The organism is Rhizobium sp. G21 (assembly GCF_014158035.1).
Classification (GTDB): domain Bacteria; phylum Pseudomonadota; class Alphaproteobacteria; order Rhizobiales; family Rhizobiaceae; genus Rhizobium_E.
This window is the reverse complement of the sequence record NZ_JACFXW010000001.1, coordinates 2,220,432-2,237,016: the sequence shown is the minus strand read 5'-3', so window position 1 is coordinate 2,237,016 and position 16,585 is coordinate 2,220,432. Positions and strand designations below refer to the sequence as shown.

Genomic DNA, 16,585 nt, shown 5'->3' with positions numbered 1-16,585 from the left:
GTGTTTGTCAGGCACGGGCAAATCCCTTCGGACGGATGCGCAACACGATGGCGCAGAGCAGGGCGACGGTGATTCCGCCAAGGACAGGGCTTAAGAATATGGAGACCAGCACCTGCGCTGCCCCGAATATCAGGCAAGCGGCGGCAAGCGCGCCAAAGGACGTGCCGGCGACCATGACCAGCATGAAGGCACCCGTCAGCCAGGCAACCCCCATGTTGGGATCAACGCTGGTCAACGGCGCCAAAAGCACGCCGGCCAGTGCGGCGAGCCCCGTCCCGATCATAAAGGTCACCAATCGGATCCTGGTCGTGTCCATGCCAAGTGCGCGCGCCAGGTTCTCGTTCATGATGACGGCCTGGGCCGAAAGGCCGAGACGTGTCCCCTCAAGCAGAAAAGCAAAGCCGATGCCGATCGCAAGCGCCGCCACAACGGCAAACAGACGGTAGAGCGAATAACTCGTGCCAAGGACGTCGAGCGTCCCTGGCAGCAGAGCCGGTGTGAAATGCACGTCGCGTCCGAACCAGAGGGTGATCAATTGTCCGACGACGATCCCCAAGCCCCATGTGGCGAGGATGGCATCCAAGGGACGACGGTAGAGTGGGCGGACGATAAAGCGTTCGGCCAAGGCACCGAGAATGGCGCCGGTGACAAAGGCCAGAACTGCGGCCAACCACGGGTTCAAGCCCAATTGATTGGCCACGACCGCGCAATAGGCACCGATCGTCAGCCAGGCCCCATGGGCAAAGTTGATGATTTTAAGCACGCCGAAAATGGTCAGCAGGCCGGATGCGACAATGAAGAGGATCGCCGCCGTACTGATGATGTCGAGGAAAAGTGTCATGCATGTCATCCCAAGGATCGAAGGTGGGGCTTCCGCCCCACCTTGCCAGCAATCAGAGGTTCGGGCACTGCTCGCCTGGATCAACGTCCTTGTAACTGTCGACCACCTTGACGCTGCCATCATCCTGAACCTGGCCCAGATACATGGTCAGCGGTGCGTGATGCTGCTTGCTCATGGAAATGGTGCCGCGCGGACCGGTAAAGGAGACGCTGGGCAGGGCTTCGAGGACAGAGGCTGTCTCGGTCGAACCGGCCTTTTCGACAGCCGCCTTGTAGAGGTAGATGGCTTCATATTGTGGAACCGAAAGATCATTCGGAGTGCGAAGATCGGCACCGAATTTCTTCTCCATGGCCACCAGGAAGGCCTTGTTTTCGGCGCTGTCGATGCTGGTGACATAGGATGCCGAGAGGAAGATGCCGCCAGCTTCCGCTCCCATGCTTTTTGCCGTGCCTTCGTCCACCGCAAGGTTACCATAGGGCAGCGTGACACCGGACGAGCGAAGCTGCTTGGTCAGTGTGACATTGGGCGCGCCGCCGGCAGTCGAGGTGATGATGGCATCGGCACCGGAGGCCTTGAGCTTGGAGATGACAGCGGTCCAGTCACTGCCGTCCATCGGCAGATATTCTTCACCGACGACCGAAGCACCGGATTTCTCGATATAGGCGCGTGCGAATTCCAGCATGCCTCGACCGAAGGAATAGTCGGAACCGATCAGGAAGAACTTTTTGCACCCTGCTTGCCCGTGAAATTGTCGACCAGTGGCGGCACCTGCTGTTCCGGCACCCAGGCATTGACGAAGAGATTGGCATTGCACGACTTGCCCTCGTAGAACGAGGTATAGATATAGGGGACATCGCCCTTGCTGACGATCGGCAGGCCGGCATTGCGGGCAGCGCTGGTTTCCATCGAGATAAGGACATCGACTTCCTTTTGGAAGACCAGACTGTCGAATGCCTTCTGCGCGCCAGCGGCGCCAGACGCATCGTCGGCGATTTCGAGTTCGAGCGGCCGGCCAAGGACGCCGCCCTTGGCATTAATTTCCTCGACCGCCAGTTCGGCGGCCTGAACGACCGATGGCGCGACAACGCTGTTAGCACCGGACAGTCCAACCGGGACGCCGATTTTGATCGGATCTGCCGCATAAGACGCCGTGGCGAAGGCGACGGAGGCGAGAGCGAGAGTGATGGTTCTGCGTATCATTGTGTTCCCCTTTGTCTTTGGTGGTCGTGGTTTCGCAGTCAGCGATAGACATCCGTCCGGCGGTCACCGAGCAGATGATTGAAACTGTTGAGGGCGCGGCTTCGCGGCGCACTCGACAGATCGATTTGGACAAGCAGTATTTCCTCGCGGTCTGCGCTGGCCGGGCCGGCAAGGGGCCAGCCTTCCGGACCGACGATCAAGCTGCGACCAATGAAGGGCTGACCCCGCTCGGTTCCGATCCTGTCGGCGCAGGCAATGTGGACACCGTTGGAATGCGCTGCAGCCTTGGTCAGGATGTTCGACATCGTGTCGGTCTGGCTTTCCGAGCCGGGCATGGGAACCCAGTTGGTCGGCACGCAGATCAGCTCGGCACCATCGAGGGCGAGCTGGCGAAACACTTCCGGGAACCACCCATCGTAGCAGATCGCGATTCCGACCTTGCCGATGCCAATGTCGAAGACCGGCAGCCCAAGATTGCCGACGCAAAATGCCGGTTCTCCTCGTTCCATAGATGGAGCTTGCGATACTTGCCCAGATAGCCTTCTGGCCCGGTGAGGATTGCGGCATTGTAGAAGGTGTCGCCATCACGCTCAGCGAGACCGCACACGATATGGATGGCGAGCTCCCGGGAAAGCGAAGCAAGAAAACCTGCGCTTGTGCCGCCCGGAAGCGTTTCCGCAAGGGCAGAAAGCTCGGTCGTGCTTTGGAATACGTAACCCGTATCGGCCAGTTCCGGAAGGACGACGAGATTGGCGCCTTCGCTCACGGCTCGACGAACCATCCTATCGATGGCAGCAAGATTGAAAGCTCGATCGCCGATGCGCGGTTCGAACTGAATCGCTGCTACTGTCAAATTTCGTGACGTCAGAACCGGATCGGTCAAGTCATTCTCCAAACGCAAAAAACTCCGGCACGGAACTCAATCCGTGGACCAGAGGCTGCTTAGCCATGATGTGAAATCGGCAACCTTGCCGCAGAGCAATCTTGCTCGCTCACAAAGCTTCCATGGAAGCAAACGCAAGTCAAGACGCAAAATTGAGCAGATTTAGGCGCCGTCCAATCCTTGAGCACCAGGGCCCTACGGGCCCTAGGCGGGACCGTGTTACGTCTCGGTCGTCTTCTGCGCCGTCGAACCCGGCAGAGACAGGCCGAAGCTGCGCATGGTGTCATGTGCGGCGACAATCGATTCGGCGACCTGGGCCATGGGGACTCGTTTAGCAGTCGCCTGATCACGCAACAACTTGTAGGCGGTATCCTCGTCAAGACCGTTCATCGCGCGCAAGGCCGCGACGGCCTTCTCCACGAGCCGGCGTCTCTTCAGGGTCTCTTCGAGTTTCTGAACCTTGCCGACCAACCGCTTCTCATAGCTGTGACGATAGCGAGCCAAGGCAAACTGGGTGAGGATCCCCAGCGGTCGCAATGGTTTGGAAATGACACCATGGGCGTCGAGGTCTATGATCGCCTGCAATGCCGTGGGGCTTTCATAGGTCAGGATCGCGATGATGGCTGGCTGCTGGGCCTCGCTGATTTGGACCGCATGCTCGACAGACGTATCCTCTATATGCAGGAACAGGGTGTCGATGTCTGGCGGCAAGCTTGCAGGCAGGGGCCAGATTGCCCTCACTTCGCAACCGAGTCGGCGGAGATGAGAGACCAGAACATCGCCGTCTTCGTCACGCGGATGCACAACCAAAACGCGAGCCCGCCTTAAGTCTTGGATGATCCTGTTGGGGCCTGCCATCTCAAGCCTCCAGCCATGCATCTTCGAAACGGGATGCCGTGAGATAAGGATCGGGCCTGATCGGCCCGGGTGCCTGCCAGGCGATATCGAACAAGCCGTCGTCGCGAGCAATGCCGATCCGCGGATGCAGCCAGAGGTGACGTGTATCGCTGTCGAAACTGACACGACCTTCCGGCGCCATGAAGTCTTCCATCAGGACCTCTTCGGAAATGCGGTGTGTCTCAAGCGAGCCGGCGCTTCGAGCGCTCGCGCAAAAAGATGGACCTGTGTATAAGCCGGCTGCGACCAGACGCTGGTGGTCACGTCGCTGCCGAAGCGGCTCTTGTAGGCCTCGACGAAACGACTGTTTGCCTCGCCTTCAACTGTCTGGAAGTAGGTCGCGGACAGAATGTGCCCGGTGCAAAGGTTCGCACCAATTTCCCGGATCTCGGTCTCGGCCATGGTCAGACTGGCGATCGGCGTGCGGCGACGGTCGAATCCCGCCTCGGCATACATCCGATAGAATTGCTGGGCGGGCCTGCCGATGACGGTGGAGAAGATCGCATCCGGCTTCAGTCGCGTGATGTCCGAGAGCACCTGCTGCAGAACGTCTTCGCCTGCATGCAGTGGAATGTAGCGTTCACCAACGACCTGTCCGCCCTTGGATTCGACGATGTCACGCATCACCCGGTTGGATTCACGAGGATAAATATAGTCGACGCCGACGAAATAGATGCGCTGGCCGCAATGGCGCAATAGGAACTCCGCCAGCGCAAAGGTGTTCTGGTTCAGCGTGGCGCCGGTGTAGACGACATTTTCCGAATATTCGAAGCCTTCATACATCGAGGGATAGAAGAGCAGACCATTGTGACGCTCGACGATCGGAAGCACCGCCTTGCGGCTCGCCGACGTAGAACAGCCGAAGATGATGTTGACGTCGTCCTCAGCCAGAAGACGGCGGGCCAAATTCCGATAGGAACCGCTCTCCCCGCCCGGGTCATAGACGGTTGGCTGTATCGCCCGTCCAAGCACGCCCCCGCAGCATTGATTTCTTCGACCGCCAATGCAGTTCCCAGAAAATGCTCCGTCTCGGTCACCGTGGTGACGCCGCTGCGGGAAAAGAGAACGCCCACGCGCCACTCGCTGTTTGACATGTCCAAGCCCCATTCGGTCCACTGGTCGTGACACCTATAAAGCGGAGGGCTCTTGCGATTTCAAGCAGCGGTATCGCTTCGGCGCGTTCGTTGGTCTTGCACAGGCTTTGCTGGCATCAGCAGAGCGACCACCGGTCGCAGATGATGGACAGCGTTAACGTCTCGCGGCGCCATCGGGGCTGCACACAGAGACGCAGGCGCCTCCGAGACTGGCGCGTCAGCGTAGCTATGCCCGCTTCTGGGCGGGGGCGATAACGACGTCTATGACTGAGATGAAGACGCTTTGCAGCCTTTGCCGCACGCCTTACGTAGAGGAGCAGTTGCGGCCCCTGTCCCCGTGTCGAACGAACGCCTTTGATGATCGAAGCATGCGATCAAGGCCTTTGACGTTGCAGAGACTGTTCGAGAAGATGACAGCCGTTACCCTGGGACATGACGATGTGCCCTAGCCTTCATTTTGCCCCCTTCTTAAGAGCTTGTTAAGAATTCATGCTTTTCGGAGTTCTTCATGGCGCTTGGCGCATCGCATCGCTTGCAGGACGGCGTCCTGGCCGTCGAAACCATGACGCGTTTTGCCCTCGCTGTTCTGGCTCTAGCATCCGGCGTTTACACGTATCTCGGGGTCAGAAGTCTCCTCGACGGTTCGCCAACCGCGGTCTTCTTCGCAGCTATCATTTATGCGGCGTCGGTCTCGGTGGCGATCTATGCGTTCTGGTCCTACATGGCGCGCTTCTATCCGCACGTTACTGGCGCGGCGTCCCGCGGGGCGATGATCGGCGTGATGGCACTGGGCTGCGCCATGATCATTGCCATGTCCAGTTGGTTGAACGCGGCAGCGCTCGCTGGCTCTGCGGCGCTCGAACAGCATCTGGCCGAAACCGTGCAGGATTATACCGCCGATCTGGACCAGGCGCACCAGAACGCGCTGGCGGCACAAAGCCTGCTTCCCGATATCCAGCGAACATCTGAACGCTTTTCGCGATTGGCCGAGGACGAACGCCAGAGCGGCGCACTGACAGGAACCACGGGTGCGGGCAGCGTCGTTCAGCTTCTGTCGCAGATGTCGGCGCAACTCAAAGAGCTCGAGGCGGGTATTGTAACCTCGCGTGAGCGAGTCACCACGCTTTTTGACCAAGGTCGAGCCCATCTCGCCACCATGCGCAGTTTGGTCACGGCGCCCGGCGCCGTGGAGCCTAGAAGCGACCAGTTTTCTGCCGAGGTCGTCGCACTTTCCGGTGTCATTACTTCGCTGCAACAAACCTCGATTGCCCCCTCGGTGAAGCGGGCGGCGGAAGATTTGTCGCTCGGCTTCATTGCGCCCGTCGCCGACGGACAGGCTGCCGAACTTGCGGACCGTCAGGATCAGGTCATGCAGACGATCCGCGCTTCGGTCTCGGCACAGTCTCAGGTCCTGTCTCAGGCCGCAGACGAAATTCTGGCGCGTGAGCCGGTGGCGGAGCGGCGCTTCGTGCCGCTGTCTTCCGCTGAAGCCGTTCTCAGATATGCCGCAGATTTCATTCCTGCATGGGCTGGTGCGATCTCGATCGATCTTCTCCCCGCGGTTCTTGTCTTCATTCTCACCGTCGTTCACGGCGCGATACGGGACACAGGAGGAGCGCCTGCCTTTCGCACAGAGGATCACCGCTGCGGAACTTCTGGACGCCTTGGAGGTACAGCGCGCGCTTGGTCGGCAGGGCATCGACGCAGAGCAGGCCTTGCAAGTTGCGCAAACCGAGGACGAACGTTCTCAGCCAGACTCCAACATCACCAGCCTGGAGATCTCAACGAAATCACCTCGCAAGGGGCCGTCGGCGTGACACCTTCATCGCTCGCCCTTCGCTTCAAAGCTGCCGTTCTACGCGCAGACGACGGCCTGCTGATGCGTGGGGCATTTTTCGGTCTCCTCGTGGCAGCAGGCGTCTTTCTGTTCCTTGACCTGCAGGAACTGAGCATGGCAAGCCATTCGCTTCCCGACCATGATCCGATGACGACGGACCTGCCGGTACTTCCACCTGCATTGACGGATGGCGTGCCACAGGCGCCGCCGGTAGAACCTGACAGTTCGCCGGAAGCGTTGCGCAGGCCCATGCGCTTCGAGCTCTTGCCCGGCGGCATACTCAAAGCGGAAGGAACTATTGATGTGGGAACATCCGACCGCTTCGCCGAGGAGATCGCGTCGCGCGGCGAGTATGTGAAAGTTGTCTCGCTGAATTCGCCGGGTGGCTCTGTCGAGGATGCGCTGTCGATGTCAACGCTGATCCGCGAAAAGGGTCTCAATACGAAGGTGGCCACAAAGGCACTTTGTGCGTCCTCCTGTCCCCTGATCTTGGCCGGTGGCGTTGCGCGTGAGGCGGAGCTGCACGCCATTGTCGGCGTCCACCAAGTCTTCAACGCGGGACGCGAGAAGCCTTCTTCCGAGCAGGCAATGTCCGGGGCGCAGCGCACGACGGCGCGCATAGCCCGACATCTGGACGCGATGGGCATCGGCAGCGGGCTATGGATCAACGCACTGGAAACGCCCCCGATCGGCTATACTACCTCACATCGGAGGAAATGTCAGAATACAGGCTGACGACCACAGCGGTGCCAACGGCAAAGCAGGCGGGCTAGATATCGCTAAGGCACTCTCCCGGCAGGGTCTGCCCGAAAGTGGCGGTCCCATTCCCGATCCATCTTCATCGGGTCTTTTTTGATCTTTGTTATATCGGCATCAATGCCTGCCCGATATGTGATCGGTCGCGATGGTCTGATCGCCTATTCAGAGATCAATCCTGACTACACCCGCCGCCCGTATCCCTCAGAACTTCTGCCAGTCCTGGACAAGCTCAGGTCAAATTGAAGAGAGGCCTTCCCCGCCAGATTTTCAGTCTCGCGGGGAAGCCCCGGAGCCGCCGCGTCGAAAAATAGACGCCGCATTATCCCTCACGCCTCTCTCGAGCGACCAAAACTCACATTGACAGGCCTCCGTGCCTTTCGCAGTTGACCGCAGGACCAGGACATAGGTTCTGTCCCTATCGATCGACGTGATTGTCGATCCAGTCGATCAAGACGTCCGCGACCTTGATGTTCTCTTTGCCCTGCATGAACATATGCGTGCTGCCCTTAATCCCGACATCGGGGAGCGAGAGGAAGGTGATGTCACCACCGGCCGCCTTGATCTGCTCCATTTCCTTGGCGCAGGCCGCGGCTGGGTTGCTACCCATATAATCGCCAACCACCACGAGGATTGGCACCTCGGCCAGCGCCTTGACCTGCTCGTCCGTCAGGTTGGAGAAGCAGCCGGTCTCAAGCTGGATCAGGCCCTTGATACCACCTTTAGCCTTCAGGACTGCCTGGCTCGGAAATCCCGCCGACTGCGAGTGGCCGACGAGGATTGCCCCCGAGGTCTGCAGCCAAATCGGCAACGTTGGCGACGGTCGGGTTCTTCGTTTCAGGCTGGATCAGCTCGCCCAGCAGGCTCGGCACCTGGGTCTCGATCATGTCAGGGATCACCTGCTTGGCGAATTCATCGGTTGCCTCGATCGGAAACTGGACGTTTGGCCAGGGCTTGCCAAGTTCAGGACCGAACCTGAACACCTTCCAGGCCATGTTCGACGTGCCAAGAAAAACCTTTGGCTGCGCCTCAGGTGGCAGACTTTTGTTTTTCACCTGGTTAAAAATCGTACCGTTGAAGCCCGAGCGTGCCCGGCCCGTCTGTTCGGCAAGATAGGTGGGAAATCCTTGCCGCGTGAAATACTCGAACCAGCCCATGCGACCATCCGGCGTCGTCTCCCACTGCTTTGAAGAGAGCAGCCCGCCATGCATGAAAACGATCGGCAGGTGTGTCGGGTTCGGGGGTTCTGGAACTGGACATACATCTGATCGACGACCACATCACCCGCTTCGAAACTCTCGCCGAAGATGTCCTTGAGGTCGCCCCAGCCGGCACTCTCGGTTTTGACGGTCCGGCCGCCGACGAAGAAACTACCCTGGCTCTGAAGCACAAGCGGCTCCGGAGAGGACTTGATGTCGGAGAGCGATTGCGCCGAGGCACCGGCGGTACTGAGGAGAAGCGCAAGCACGGTTGCCTGCATTTTGGAGAGTGCATGATAAACCTTTGTGTGGAGCGATCGTTTGATGACGGGGAAGACCGGTCAAGTGGTGCGAATTCACATGTCATCTGTGCCTTCTGGGTGTACAACGGCCGAGATTTGAGAATAAAGTCCGAATTTAAACACAAGGGATATGAAGAAACGCACCATGGATCATTGGGATGAGTTGCGGATGTTCCTTGCGGTGGCCAAAGGCGGAACGGTGCGCGCGGCGGCTGAAGCGCTGGACCTCAACCACTCAACGGTGCTTCGGGGCGTTGCCCGTCTGGAGCAGCGGCTGAAAACGAAACTTTTCGAAAAGCTTCCTTCCGGATACAGGCTGACGTCAGCGGGTGCCGACATTGTGGATCTCGCCGAGCAGATGTCGGAGGCGTCCACGAAGGTCGAGGCAAGGATCTTCGCTCGCGACCAGAGCGTATCTGGCCCGTTGCGCCTTACCCTCCCCGTCTCGTTTGCGACCGATCTCTTGATGGAGACCCTGACGGAGTTCAGATCCACCTATCCGGACATCGCGCTCGAAATCATCGGAACGGGAACGGTTGCCAACCTGAGCAACCGGGAGGCGGATGTGGCATTGCGCGTCGTTCTTGGAAACGGGTCGCCTCCGGAAAGCCTGTATGGAAGCAGGCTCTGCGGGTTCCACACGGCGTTTTACGGATGCCGTGACCGACTCGGCGACGCTTCGTCCTCTTTGGCCTGGTTGCTCGGACCGGGCGAAGTCGCTCCCAGTGACTGGGTCCCAGAAGACATTGAAATGGCCGCCACGCCCGTCCGCTTTTCCGAGATGCGCTCGAGGCTGCAGGCCACGCGCGCGGGCATGGGCATTACTTCACTGCCCTGCTTTGTTGGCGACGCAGACCCTCTGCTTTCTCGTGCCTCAAGCAGTCCGGTCATACACACTGGCGATGTATGGCTCCTAACCCACGTTGACACCCGGCAAACTCTGCGCGTCAGACTGTTGTGCGACCGTATACGCGGCACCATGCGAACCGTCTCCGCCAGGGTCGAGGGGCGCGCGGGCACGGACCGTCTGTAAGCTCGCCAAGCGTGCCGCGATCTCACGTAAGATCGCCATCGGCCACGGTCCAGTTGTAGCAACGCCGACAATCCCGAACAACACAGTATCCCGCAGGTGCTGGCGGACAACGCACCCTTCATGTGGTCCACCCGGTTTTGGGATGGCTGGACTTTCCTTACGCATGGAGACATTTGTCTCGGTCGCCGTCGAAACGACTTCTTTCACGATCGCCGGGAGCATCCCGGCAGCTTTTATAGCCTTCATAACTTGGTCGCGACATCTGAGTGAAGGTTCAAGCTGAACGTCAAAACCGGGAATGGTACCCCCTTAGCGGACTGGAACTTCCCACAATCCGACCCGTCGTCAGTTTTTCCGGATGTATATTGTCAAGCGGCAGGCTCTGGCGCTCGCGGATCTCGTGTAGACGATCGTCGGCTGAGGCCATAGCGCCTGACAAGCTGGTCAGGTGATGCTCTGCACGGCAATGTCTGCTTTCGGGCGCGGGTTATCAACATGTTGATGACCTAGATGAGGGCGCATTACGGACAGAGCAAGCTCCCCCACAAACAGAAAGACCGTCATGGCCGGAGGGCGGCGCCATGACGGTCTCTGTGATGCGGACAAGAAGTTAGGGGCGTCTTTGTCCGCGTGCCCGGCCGGGCGGGGGACTTGCCTTTAGCCGGGCTTTTGCAGCCTTAGGGGCGTGGCTGCTATGACCAAGAGATGGCCCCGACTTTGTGGCATTTCAATGGATCGGCCAGGCAAAGAAATGTTAATTCTTGTTAATGTAAAGACATGCTGAGCGCGCTGTCACGCTATGGGACGCGCCTGCGGCTCGAGCCTCGCCTGGTTCACATGGAAATACTGCGCCCTGTCGCCGAGCGCCTCGAAGAGATGCGCGTCGGTCCCCGTCATGAAGGCTTGGGCGCCGATTCTATCCATGAGATCGAAGAGAGCGGCGCGGCGATGCCTGTCGAAATGCGCGCCGACCTCATCGAGCAGCAGGATGGGTGCGGCGCCCGTCATCGTCGCCGTCAGTTCGGCATGCGAGAGAACCAGCCCCGCCAGCAGCGCCTTCTGTTCGCCGGTCGAGCACAGCGCGGCCTCGATTGATTTTTCCCTGTGCCGCACCATGAGATCGGTGCGGTGCGGCCCATCCAGCGTCCGCCCCGCCGCCTGATCGCGCCTGCGGCCCTGTTCGAGGAGATCGGCGTAATGGTCTTCGAGATCGATTGCCGGCCGGTCCAGCCCGCCATCGAGAAACCCTTCGAGCGTCAGAAGCGATTGCGGAAATCGGCTCGCCTCATCGGCCCGTTCCGAAAGCCGCGCGATCAGCGCCACGACCTCCGTGCGGGCCAGCGCGATGGCGACGCCGAGCCCGGCCATCTGGCGCTCGATCGAGGCCATCCAGTCGGCGTCATAGCGGCCTTCCTCGAGCAGTTTGTTGCGCATTTTCATGCTGCGTTCGAAATCGGCGGCGCGGCGGCCATGTGCGGGGTCGAGCGACAGCACCAGCCGGTCGAGAAAGCGCCGGCGCTCGGAGGCGGGGCCAGTAAACAGCCCGTCCATGGCCGGCGTCAGCCAGAGCACGCGCAGGTGATCGAGCAATTCGTCGCCGCTTTTCGCCTCGGTGCCGTTGAAGCGCACCCGTCGCGTCGCCGTGTCAGGCTGCACGCCGGTGCCGATCTCGACATCGCCCTCCATGCCCTCGACCTCGGCAAACACAGAAAAGCCCGCTTCTTCGCCCTTCAGCGCCACGTCGGAATAGACGGCGCGGCGCAGTCCGCGGCCGGGCGAGAGGAGAGACACCGCTTCGAGAAGATTGGTCTTGCCGGAACCGTTTTCGCCCGTCAGCACCACATGCCGCTCGTCGAATGTGAGAGCGGCGGAGCGGTAGTTGCGATAGGCGGTCAGCGCGAGACGCCGGATGAACACTTTCTGAGGCATGCCCTGCCTTTAGAGCAATTCGCCGCTGGCAGAAAGCCGCAACAATGCATGGCGCGTGATCAGGCGCCGATCAGCCGCACCCAGGCGCGGGCGATCGCCAGCCCCGCCGCATCCGCAGTCTTGCCCTCGGTCTCGGCGTGCTGAGGATAGGTCGGCAGCCAGTCGGGGTCCATGCGGTCGACAGTGTCGGGGAAGCTTTTCACCCAGGTCTCGACCACATCGCGGTTGGCTTCGAAATGAAACTGCATGCCATAGCTCGCCCGTCCCACACGAAAACACTGATTGGTCGCCGTCTCATTGGTCGCCAGCCGCACCGCGCCATCGGGCAGGGTGAACGTGTCGGAATGCCATTGAAAGATTGGAAAGGCGTCCGCCGCCGCCGACAGCACAAGATCATCCGCCGCCGCTTCCGTCCGCCGCACGTCGCGCCAGCCGAATTCCCGGGCGGCATTGAGGAGATTGGTGCCGCCATGGGCGCGGGCCAGCAACTGGCTGCCGAGGCAGATGCCGAGCACCGGCTTGTCCGCCTCGCCAAAGCGCCGCATCAGTCCCACGAGTTCAGGCAGATAGGGGTATTTCTCGTCATCGAGAGCGCTCTGTTCGCCGCCCAGCACCACGATCGCGTCGAAACCGTCATGATCCGGCAGCGCTTCGCCCTGCCAGGGGCGGCGGAGCGTAATCTCCGCCTGCGCCTCTTCGAGCGCGATGCCGACATTGCCCAAGGGGGAGGCATGAAAATTCTCGATGATCAGGACGCGCATGCACCATTCCGCAACTGTTTCGCCGAGGCTAGCGGATTCGCAGGCGATTGCCACCGCAATCCCGCCTAGACGACCGCTTTTCCGATGGATTGTATGGAAGCGATCAGAGCGCCTGCATGGGTAAGCGCGGTCGCCGTCGCATTCAGCATCGGCGGCAGGATCATCCATTCGAGCGTCCAGGCGGCGCCGGCGCGCTCCTGCTCATGCACCAGCGATTGATGCAGGCCCGATATCTGCACGGCGTTGAAGCGGGCGAGCGCCACGAGCGTCTCGGCCAGCACCGGGTTCTGCTTATGCGCCATGGCGGAAGAGGCGCCGCCGCCCGACATCGCGATCTCGGCGATCTCATTCTGCGCCATCAGGGCTGCGTCCTGCCCCATCTTGCCGAGCGCGCCTGTCACCTGCGACAGCCAGCCTCCGAGGGCGACGATGCGGTCGCGCTGGGCATGCGGCGTATAGTCAGGAGCATTGAGCCCCAGCCGCGCCGCCAGCGCCTGCCGCAGCGCCTCGGCCTTGTCGCCATATTTGTCCGACGTCCCCACCGCGCCCGCCAGCGTCAGGATCAGGTTTCTGGCCCTGATGTCGGCGAGATCGTGGAGCGCCCGGGCGAGCGGCGCCCGCCAGGCCTCGATGCGGTCGCGCGCGGTGATCGGGATGGCCGCCTGCATCCGCGTCCGGCCCATCAACGCATGGTCGCCCTGGCTGGCGACGAGGGCGGACAGCGCTGCGGCGACGGCGCCCAGCCGAGCGTCAAGCAGTTCGAGCGCGGGCTTCAGCTTCAGCGCCAGCGCCGTGTCGATCACATCCTGGCTGGTGGCCCCGACATGCAGGCTCTTGGCCGCCTCGCCGCCGATATGGGCGCGCAATTGCCGGACAAGATCGGGTGGGACGACGCCGTCCTTGAGAACCGCGCGGGTCAGCGCGGCGACATCGGGCGAAAACGTCTCCGCGCCTGTGCGGATCGCTTCGGCGTGATCGGCGGGGATCATGCCGAGTTCGCTCTGGGCTGACGCCAATTCGACCTCAAACCGCAGCATGGCGGCGAGATCGGCCTCCGTGCCCATCAGCTGCGCCATCTCCTGATCCGTCAGGAGGGCGTCGAGAAAGGCGAGGGCGATCTGGCTCATGAGGATGGTCCGATTTGAAAATGCGAAAGGCGGGCTGTGACGCCCGCCCCTGGAGTTTAAACGCGTTCGAGCGCGATGGCGATGCCCTGGCCGACGCCGATGCACATCGTCGCCACCGCATAGCGCCCACCGGTCAGCGTGAGTTCCAGCGCCGCCGTGCCGGTGATGCGCGCGCCCGACATGCCGAGCGGATGGCCGAGCGAGATCGCGCCGCCATTGCGGTTGACGCGGTCGTCATCGTCGGCGACGCCGAGTTGGCGCAGCGTGGCGAGGCCCTGGCTGGCGAAGGCTTCGTTGAGTTCGATCACGTCGAGTTGGTCCTGGGTCAGGCCCAGCCGGTCGAGAAGCTTCTGGGTGGCGGGCGCGGGGCCGATGCCCATGATGCGCGGCGGCACGCCGGCGGTGGCGCCGCCGAGAATGCGGGCGATCGGCGTCAGGCCATGCTTCTTCGCCGCCGCTTCCGAGGCGATGATCAGCGCTGCGGCGCCGTCATTGACGCCCGAGGCGTTGCCGGCGGTGATCGTGCCGTCGGCGCGGACGATCGGCCGGAGCTTTGCGAGCGCCTCCATCGTGGTGGCGCGCGGATGTTCGTCCTTGTCCACCGTCAGCGCATCGCCTTTCTTTTGCGGGATGACGACGGGCGTAATTTCGCGGGCCAGACGCCCATTGGCCTGCGCCGCCGCCGCCTTGGCCTGCGAGCGTACGGCGAAGGCGTCCTGGTCTACGCGGCTGACCTTGTAATCATCGGCGACATTCTCGCCGGTTTCCGGCATGGAATCGACGCCATACTGCTTCTTCATCAGCGGATTGACGAAGCGCCAGCCGATGGTCGTGTCAAAGATCTCCGCCGCCCGTGAAAAGGCGCTCTCGGCTTTCGGCATCACGAAGGGCGCGCGGCTCATGCTTTCCACGCCGCCGGCGATGATCAACTCGGCTTCGCCGGCCTTGATGGCCCGGGCGGCGGTGATCACGGCGTCCATACCCGATCCGCAAAGCCGGTTCATCGTCGTGCCCGGCACGGAGACGGGCAGACCCGCCAGAAGCGAGGACATGCGCGCAACATTGCGATTGTCTTCGCCCGCCTGATTGGCGCAGCCGAAGATCACCTCGTCCACGGCGGCGAAATCCACCGAGGAATGCGTCTCCATCAGCGCCTTCAGCGGCACGGCGCCGAGATCGTCGGCGCGGACGGAAGACAGCGAACCGCCGAAACGGCCGATGGGCGTGCGGATATAGGCGCAGATATAGGCGTCGGTCATGGTCATTATCCTCAATTCAAAGCGTCGGCACGGTGAGCGCGGCGACCTCGCCTTCGACATGAAGGCGTGCGCCGGTCATGGCCTGCAATTCATCCATCGTCATGCCCGCGAGCTTCTCGCGCACGACGAAATGGCCGTTCTTGATGTCGACAACTGCATGGCTGGTATAGACGCGTGTGATGCAGCCGACGCCGGTCAGCGGGAAGGCGCAGCGCTCCACCAGCTTCGGCTCGCCGGTTTTGGTCACATGTTCGGTGATGACGAAGACCTGCTTGGCGCCATGCACCAGATCCATCGCGCCGCCCACGGCGGGCACGCCCTTAGAGCCGACGCGCCAATTGGCGAGATCGCCGTTCTCGGCCACCTGATAGGCGCCGAGGATGGCCACATCGAGGTGGCCGCCGCGCACCATGGCGAAACTGTCGGCATGGTGGAAGAAGGCGGCGCCCGGCTTCAGCGTCACCGCCTTCTTGCCGGCGTTGATCAGGTCCCAGTCTTCCTCGCCCGGCTTCGGCGCCTCGCCGAAATTCAGAATGCCGTTTTCGGTGTGGAAGATCGCTTCCCGGCCCGGCGGCTGGAACTTGGCGACCATTTCCGGAAAGCCGATGCCGAGATTGACATAGGCGCCGTCCTCGATGTCCTGGGCGGCGCGCCAGGCGATCTGGGCGTTGGAGAGCTTGATGTCTTCGCGAGTGTCGATGCTCATATGTAGGCCACTCCGGCTCGGATGAGCTCTTCTTCCTGTTGCGGGTTCGGGATTTCGACGACCTGATTGACGAAGATGCCGGGGGTCACGACCTGTTCGGGATCGATCTCGCCCGCCTCGACGATCTTCGAGACCTGCACGATCGTGGTCTTGGCCGCCATGCACATCAACGGATTGAAGTTCCGTCCGGCCTTGTTGTAGGTCAGGTTGCCGTGGCGGTCGCCGATATGGCCCTTGACGATGGCGAAATCCGCCTTCAGCCAGCGCTCCTGCACGTAAGGCCGGCCGTCGAATTCGGCGATCACCTTGCCGTTGGCGAGCTCGGTGCCATAGGCGGTTGGCGTATAGAAGGCGGGAATGCCGGCGCCGCCGGCGCGGATGCGCTCGGCGAGCGTGCCCTGCGGCACGAGCTCCAGTTCGATCTGGCCGGCCAGATAGCGGTCGGTGAAGGCGCGCGGATCCGACGAGCGCGGAAACGAGCAGATCATCTTCCTGACCATGCCGGCGTCGATCATCGCGGCGATGCCGATGCGGCCATTGCCGGCATTGTTGTTGATCACCGTCAGGCCCATGGGCCGCTTGTCGATCAGCGCGTGAGTGAGCTCGATCGGCGCGCCGGAGCCGCCGAAACCGCCGATCATCACGGTCGCGCCATCGCCGATCGCGGCGACGGCGTCAGCCGCGCTGGAAACTGTCTTGTCCATTCGGAACCTCCATCCCGACCGCACGGAGAACCGGTCGCTTGCCGAGCAGAAATAATC

11 protein-coding genes and 6 pseudogenes are annotated in these 16,585 nt (G+C 61.5%); 4 read left to right on the top strand and 13 right to left on the bottom strand.

Annotated elements, in window-relative coordinates; translation table 11 throughout:
- Positions 1-7: 7 nt before the first annotated feature.
- From H2O14_RS11385 to H2O14_RS11365, 5 genes and pseudogenes are all read right to left on the bottom strand, one after another.
- Positions 8-841: a branched-chain amino acid ABC transporter permease gene (locus H2O14_RS11385; protein ID WP_182827742.1), complete on the bottom strand. Its 834-nt coding sequence runs from the start codon at positions 839-841 to the stop codon at positions 8-10.
- Between the two features lie 52 nt (positions 842-893).
- Positions 894-2,041, bottom strand: a pseudogene (locus H2O14_RS11380) (substrate-binding protein).
- Positions 2,042-2,079: 38 nt separating this feature from the next.
- Positions 2,080-2,894 (bottom strand): annotated as a pseudogene (locus H2O14_RS11375) (nitrilase family protein).
- A 249-nt stretch (positions 2,895-3,143) separates the two neighbouring features.
- Positions 3,144-3,782 (bottom strand): ANTAR domain-containing response regulator, encoded by a 639-nt coding sequence (locus tag H2O14_RS11370; protein ID WP_182827741.1) that lies wholly within the window; start codon positions 3,780-3,782, stop codon positions 3,144-3,146.
- Between the two features lies 1 nt (position 3,783).
- Positions 3,784-4,915: pseudogene (locus tag H2O14_RS11365) on the bottom strand (transporter substrate-binding domain-containing protein).
- Positions 4,916-5,423: 508 nt separating this feature from the next.
- Here H2O14_RS11365 and H2O14_RS11360 point away from each other — a divergent pair.
- From H2O14_RS11360 to H2O14_RS29405, 3 pseudogenes are all read left to right on the top strand, one after another.
- Positions 5,424-6,732: pseudogene (locus H2O14_RS11360) on the top strand (hypothetical protein).
- A gap of 62 nt (positions 6,733-6,794) precedes the next feature.
- Positions 6,795-7,525, top strand: a pseudogene (locus H2O14_RS11355) (hypothetical protein).
- A 103-nt stretch (positions 7,526-7,628) separates the two neighbouring features.
- A pseudogene (locus H2O14_RS29405) lies at positions 7,629-7,754 on the top strand (AhpC/TSA family protein); the annotation flags it as partial.
- A gap of 172 nt (positions 7,755-7,926) precedes the next feature.
- Here the strand turns inward: H2O14_RS29405 and H2O14_RS11350 are convergent.
- Together H2O14_RS11350 and H2O14_RS11345 are read right to left on the bottom strand one after the other, a co-directional pair.
- Positions 7,927-8,118, bottom strand: a complete 192-nt coding sequence (locus tag H2O14_RS11350) for a hypothetical protein (RefSeq protein WP_182827740.1) — start codon at positions 8,116-8,118, stop codon at positions 7,927-7,929.
- A 112-nt stretch (positions 8,119-8,230) separates the two neighbouring features.
- Complete coding sequence (locus tag H2O14_RS11345; protein WP_210275441.1) at positions 8,231-8,719, bottom strand: hypothetical protein; 489 nt, start codon at positions 8,717-8,719, stop codon at positions 8,231-8,233.
- A gap of 420 nt (positions 8,720-9,139) precedes the next feature.
- On the opposite strand from H2O14_RS11345, the gene H2O14_RS11340 reads away from it, so the two are divergent.
- Complete coding sequence (locus H2O14_RS11340) at positions 9,140-10,042, top strand: LysR family transcriptional regulator (protein ID WP_246697365.1); 903 nt, start codon at positions 9,140-9,142, stop codon at positions 10,040-10,042.
- Between the two features lie 792 nt (positions 10,043-10,834).
- Here the strand turns inward: H2O14_RS11340 and recF are convergent.
- The 6 genes from recF to H2O14_RS11310 all read right to left on the bottom strand — a co-directional run bounded on the left by recF (position 10,835) and on the right by H2O14_RS11310 (position 16,528).
- A complete protein-coding gene (gene recF / locus H2O14_RS11335) occupies positions 10,835-11,971 on the bottom strand; it encodes a DNA replication/repair protein RecF (protein ID WP_182827738.1) in 1,137 nt (378 codons plus the stop codon).
- Positions 11,972-12,030: 59 nt separating this feature from the next.
- Entirely contained in the window at positions 12,031-12,732 is a 702-nt protein-coding gene (locus H2O14_RS11330) for a type 1 glutamine amidotransferase (RefSeq protein WP_182827737.1), read from the bottom strand.
- A gap of 65 nt (positions 12,733-12,797) precedes the next feature.
- On the bottom strand, positions 12,798-13,859 hold the full coding sequence (locus tag H2O14_RS11325) for a 3-carboxy-cis,cis-muconate cycloisomerase (RefSeq protein WP_182827736.1): 1,062 nt from the start codon (positions 13,857-13,859) through the stop codon (positions 12,798-12,800).
- A gap of 56 nt (positions 13,860-13,915) precedes the next feature.
- Entirely contained in the window at positions 13,916-15,118 is a 1,203-nt protein-coding gene (gene pcaF / locus H2O14_RS11320) for a 3-oxoadipyl-CoA thiolase (protein WP_182827735.1), read from the bottom strand.
- Positions 15,119-15,134: 16 nt separating this feature from the next.
- Positions 15,135-15,824, bottom strand: a complete 690-nt coding sequence (locus H2O14_RS11315; protein ID WP_182827734.1) for a 3-oxoacid CoA-transferase subunit B — start codon at positions 15,822-15,824, stop codon at positions 15,135-15,137.
- Positions 15,821-16,528, bottom strand: coding sequence for a 3-oxoacid CoA-transferase subunit A (locus tag H2O14_RS11310; RefSeq protein ID WP_182827733.1), 708 nt, complete (start codon positions 16,526-16,528; stop codon positions 15,821-15,823). The genes H2O14_RS11315 and H2O14_RS11310 overlap by 4 nt, the downstream gene beginning before the upstream one ends.
- Positions 16,529-16,585 lie beyond the last annotated feature (57 nt).

Excerpts from the sequence above, each read along its gene's own strand:
- H2O14_RS11350 (WP_182827740.1), bottom strand. The coding sequence starts at position 8,118 with ATGGGTAGCAACCCAGCCGCGGCCTGCGCCAAGGAAATGGAGCAGATC.
- H2O14_RS11370 (WP_182827741.1), bottom strand. The coding sequence starts at position 3,782 with ATGGCAGGCCCCAACAGGATCATCCAAGACTTAAGGCGGGCTCGCGTT.
- H2O14_RS11310 (WP_182827733.1), bottom strand. The coding sequence starts at position 16,528 with ATGGACAAGACAGTTTCCAGCGCGGCTGACGCCGTCGCCGCGATCGGC.
- H2O14_RS11325 (WP_182827736.1), bottom strand. The coding sequence starts at position 13,859 with ATGAGCCAGATCGCCCTCGCCTTTCTCGACGCCCTCCTGACGGATCAG.
- H2O14_RS11385 (WP_182827742.1), bottom strand. The coding sequence starts at position 841 with ATGACACTTTTCCTCGACATCATCAGTACGGCGGCGATCCTCTTCATT.
- recF (WP_182827738.1), bottom strand. The coding sequence starts at position 11,971 with ATGCCTCAGAAAGTGTTCATCCGGCGTCTCGCGCTGACCGCCTATCGC.
- pcaF (WP_182827735.1), bottom strand. The coding sequence starts at position 15,118 with ATGACCGACGCCTATATCTGCGCCTATATCCGCACGCCCATCGGCCGT.
- H2O14_RS11315 (WP_182827734.1), bottom strand. The coding sequence starts at position 15,824 with ATGAGCATCGACACTCGCGAAGACATCAAGCTCTCCAACGCCCAGATC.
- H2O14_RS11345 (WP_210275441.1), bottom strand. The coding sequence starts at position 8,719 with ATGCATGGCGGGCTGCTCTCTTCAAAGCAGTGGGAGACGACGCCGGAT.
- H2O14_RS11340 (WP_246697365.1), top strand. The coding sequence starts at position 9,140 with ATGAAGAAACGCACCATGGATCATTGGGATGAGTTGCGGATGTTCCTT.
- H2O14_RS11330 (WP_182827737.1), bottom strand. The coding sequence starts at position 12,732 with ATGCGCGTCCTGATCATCGAGAATTTTCATGCCTCCCCCTTGGGCAAT.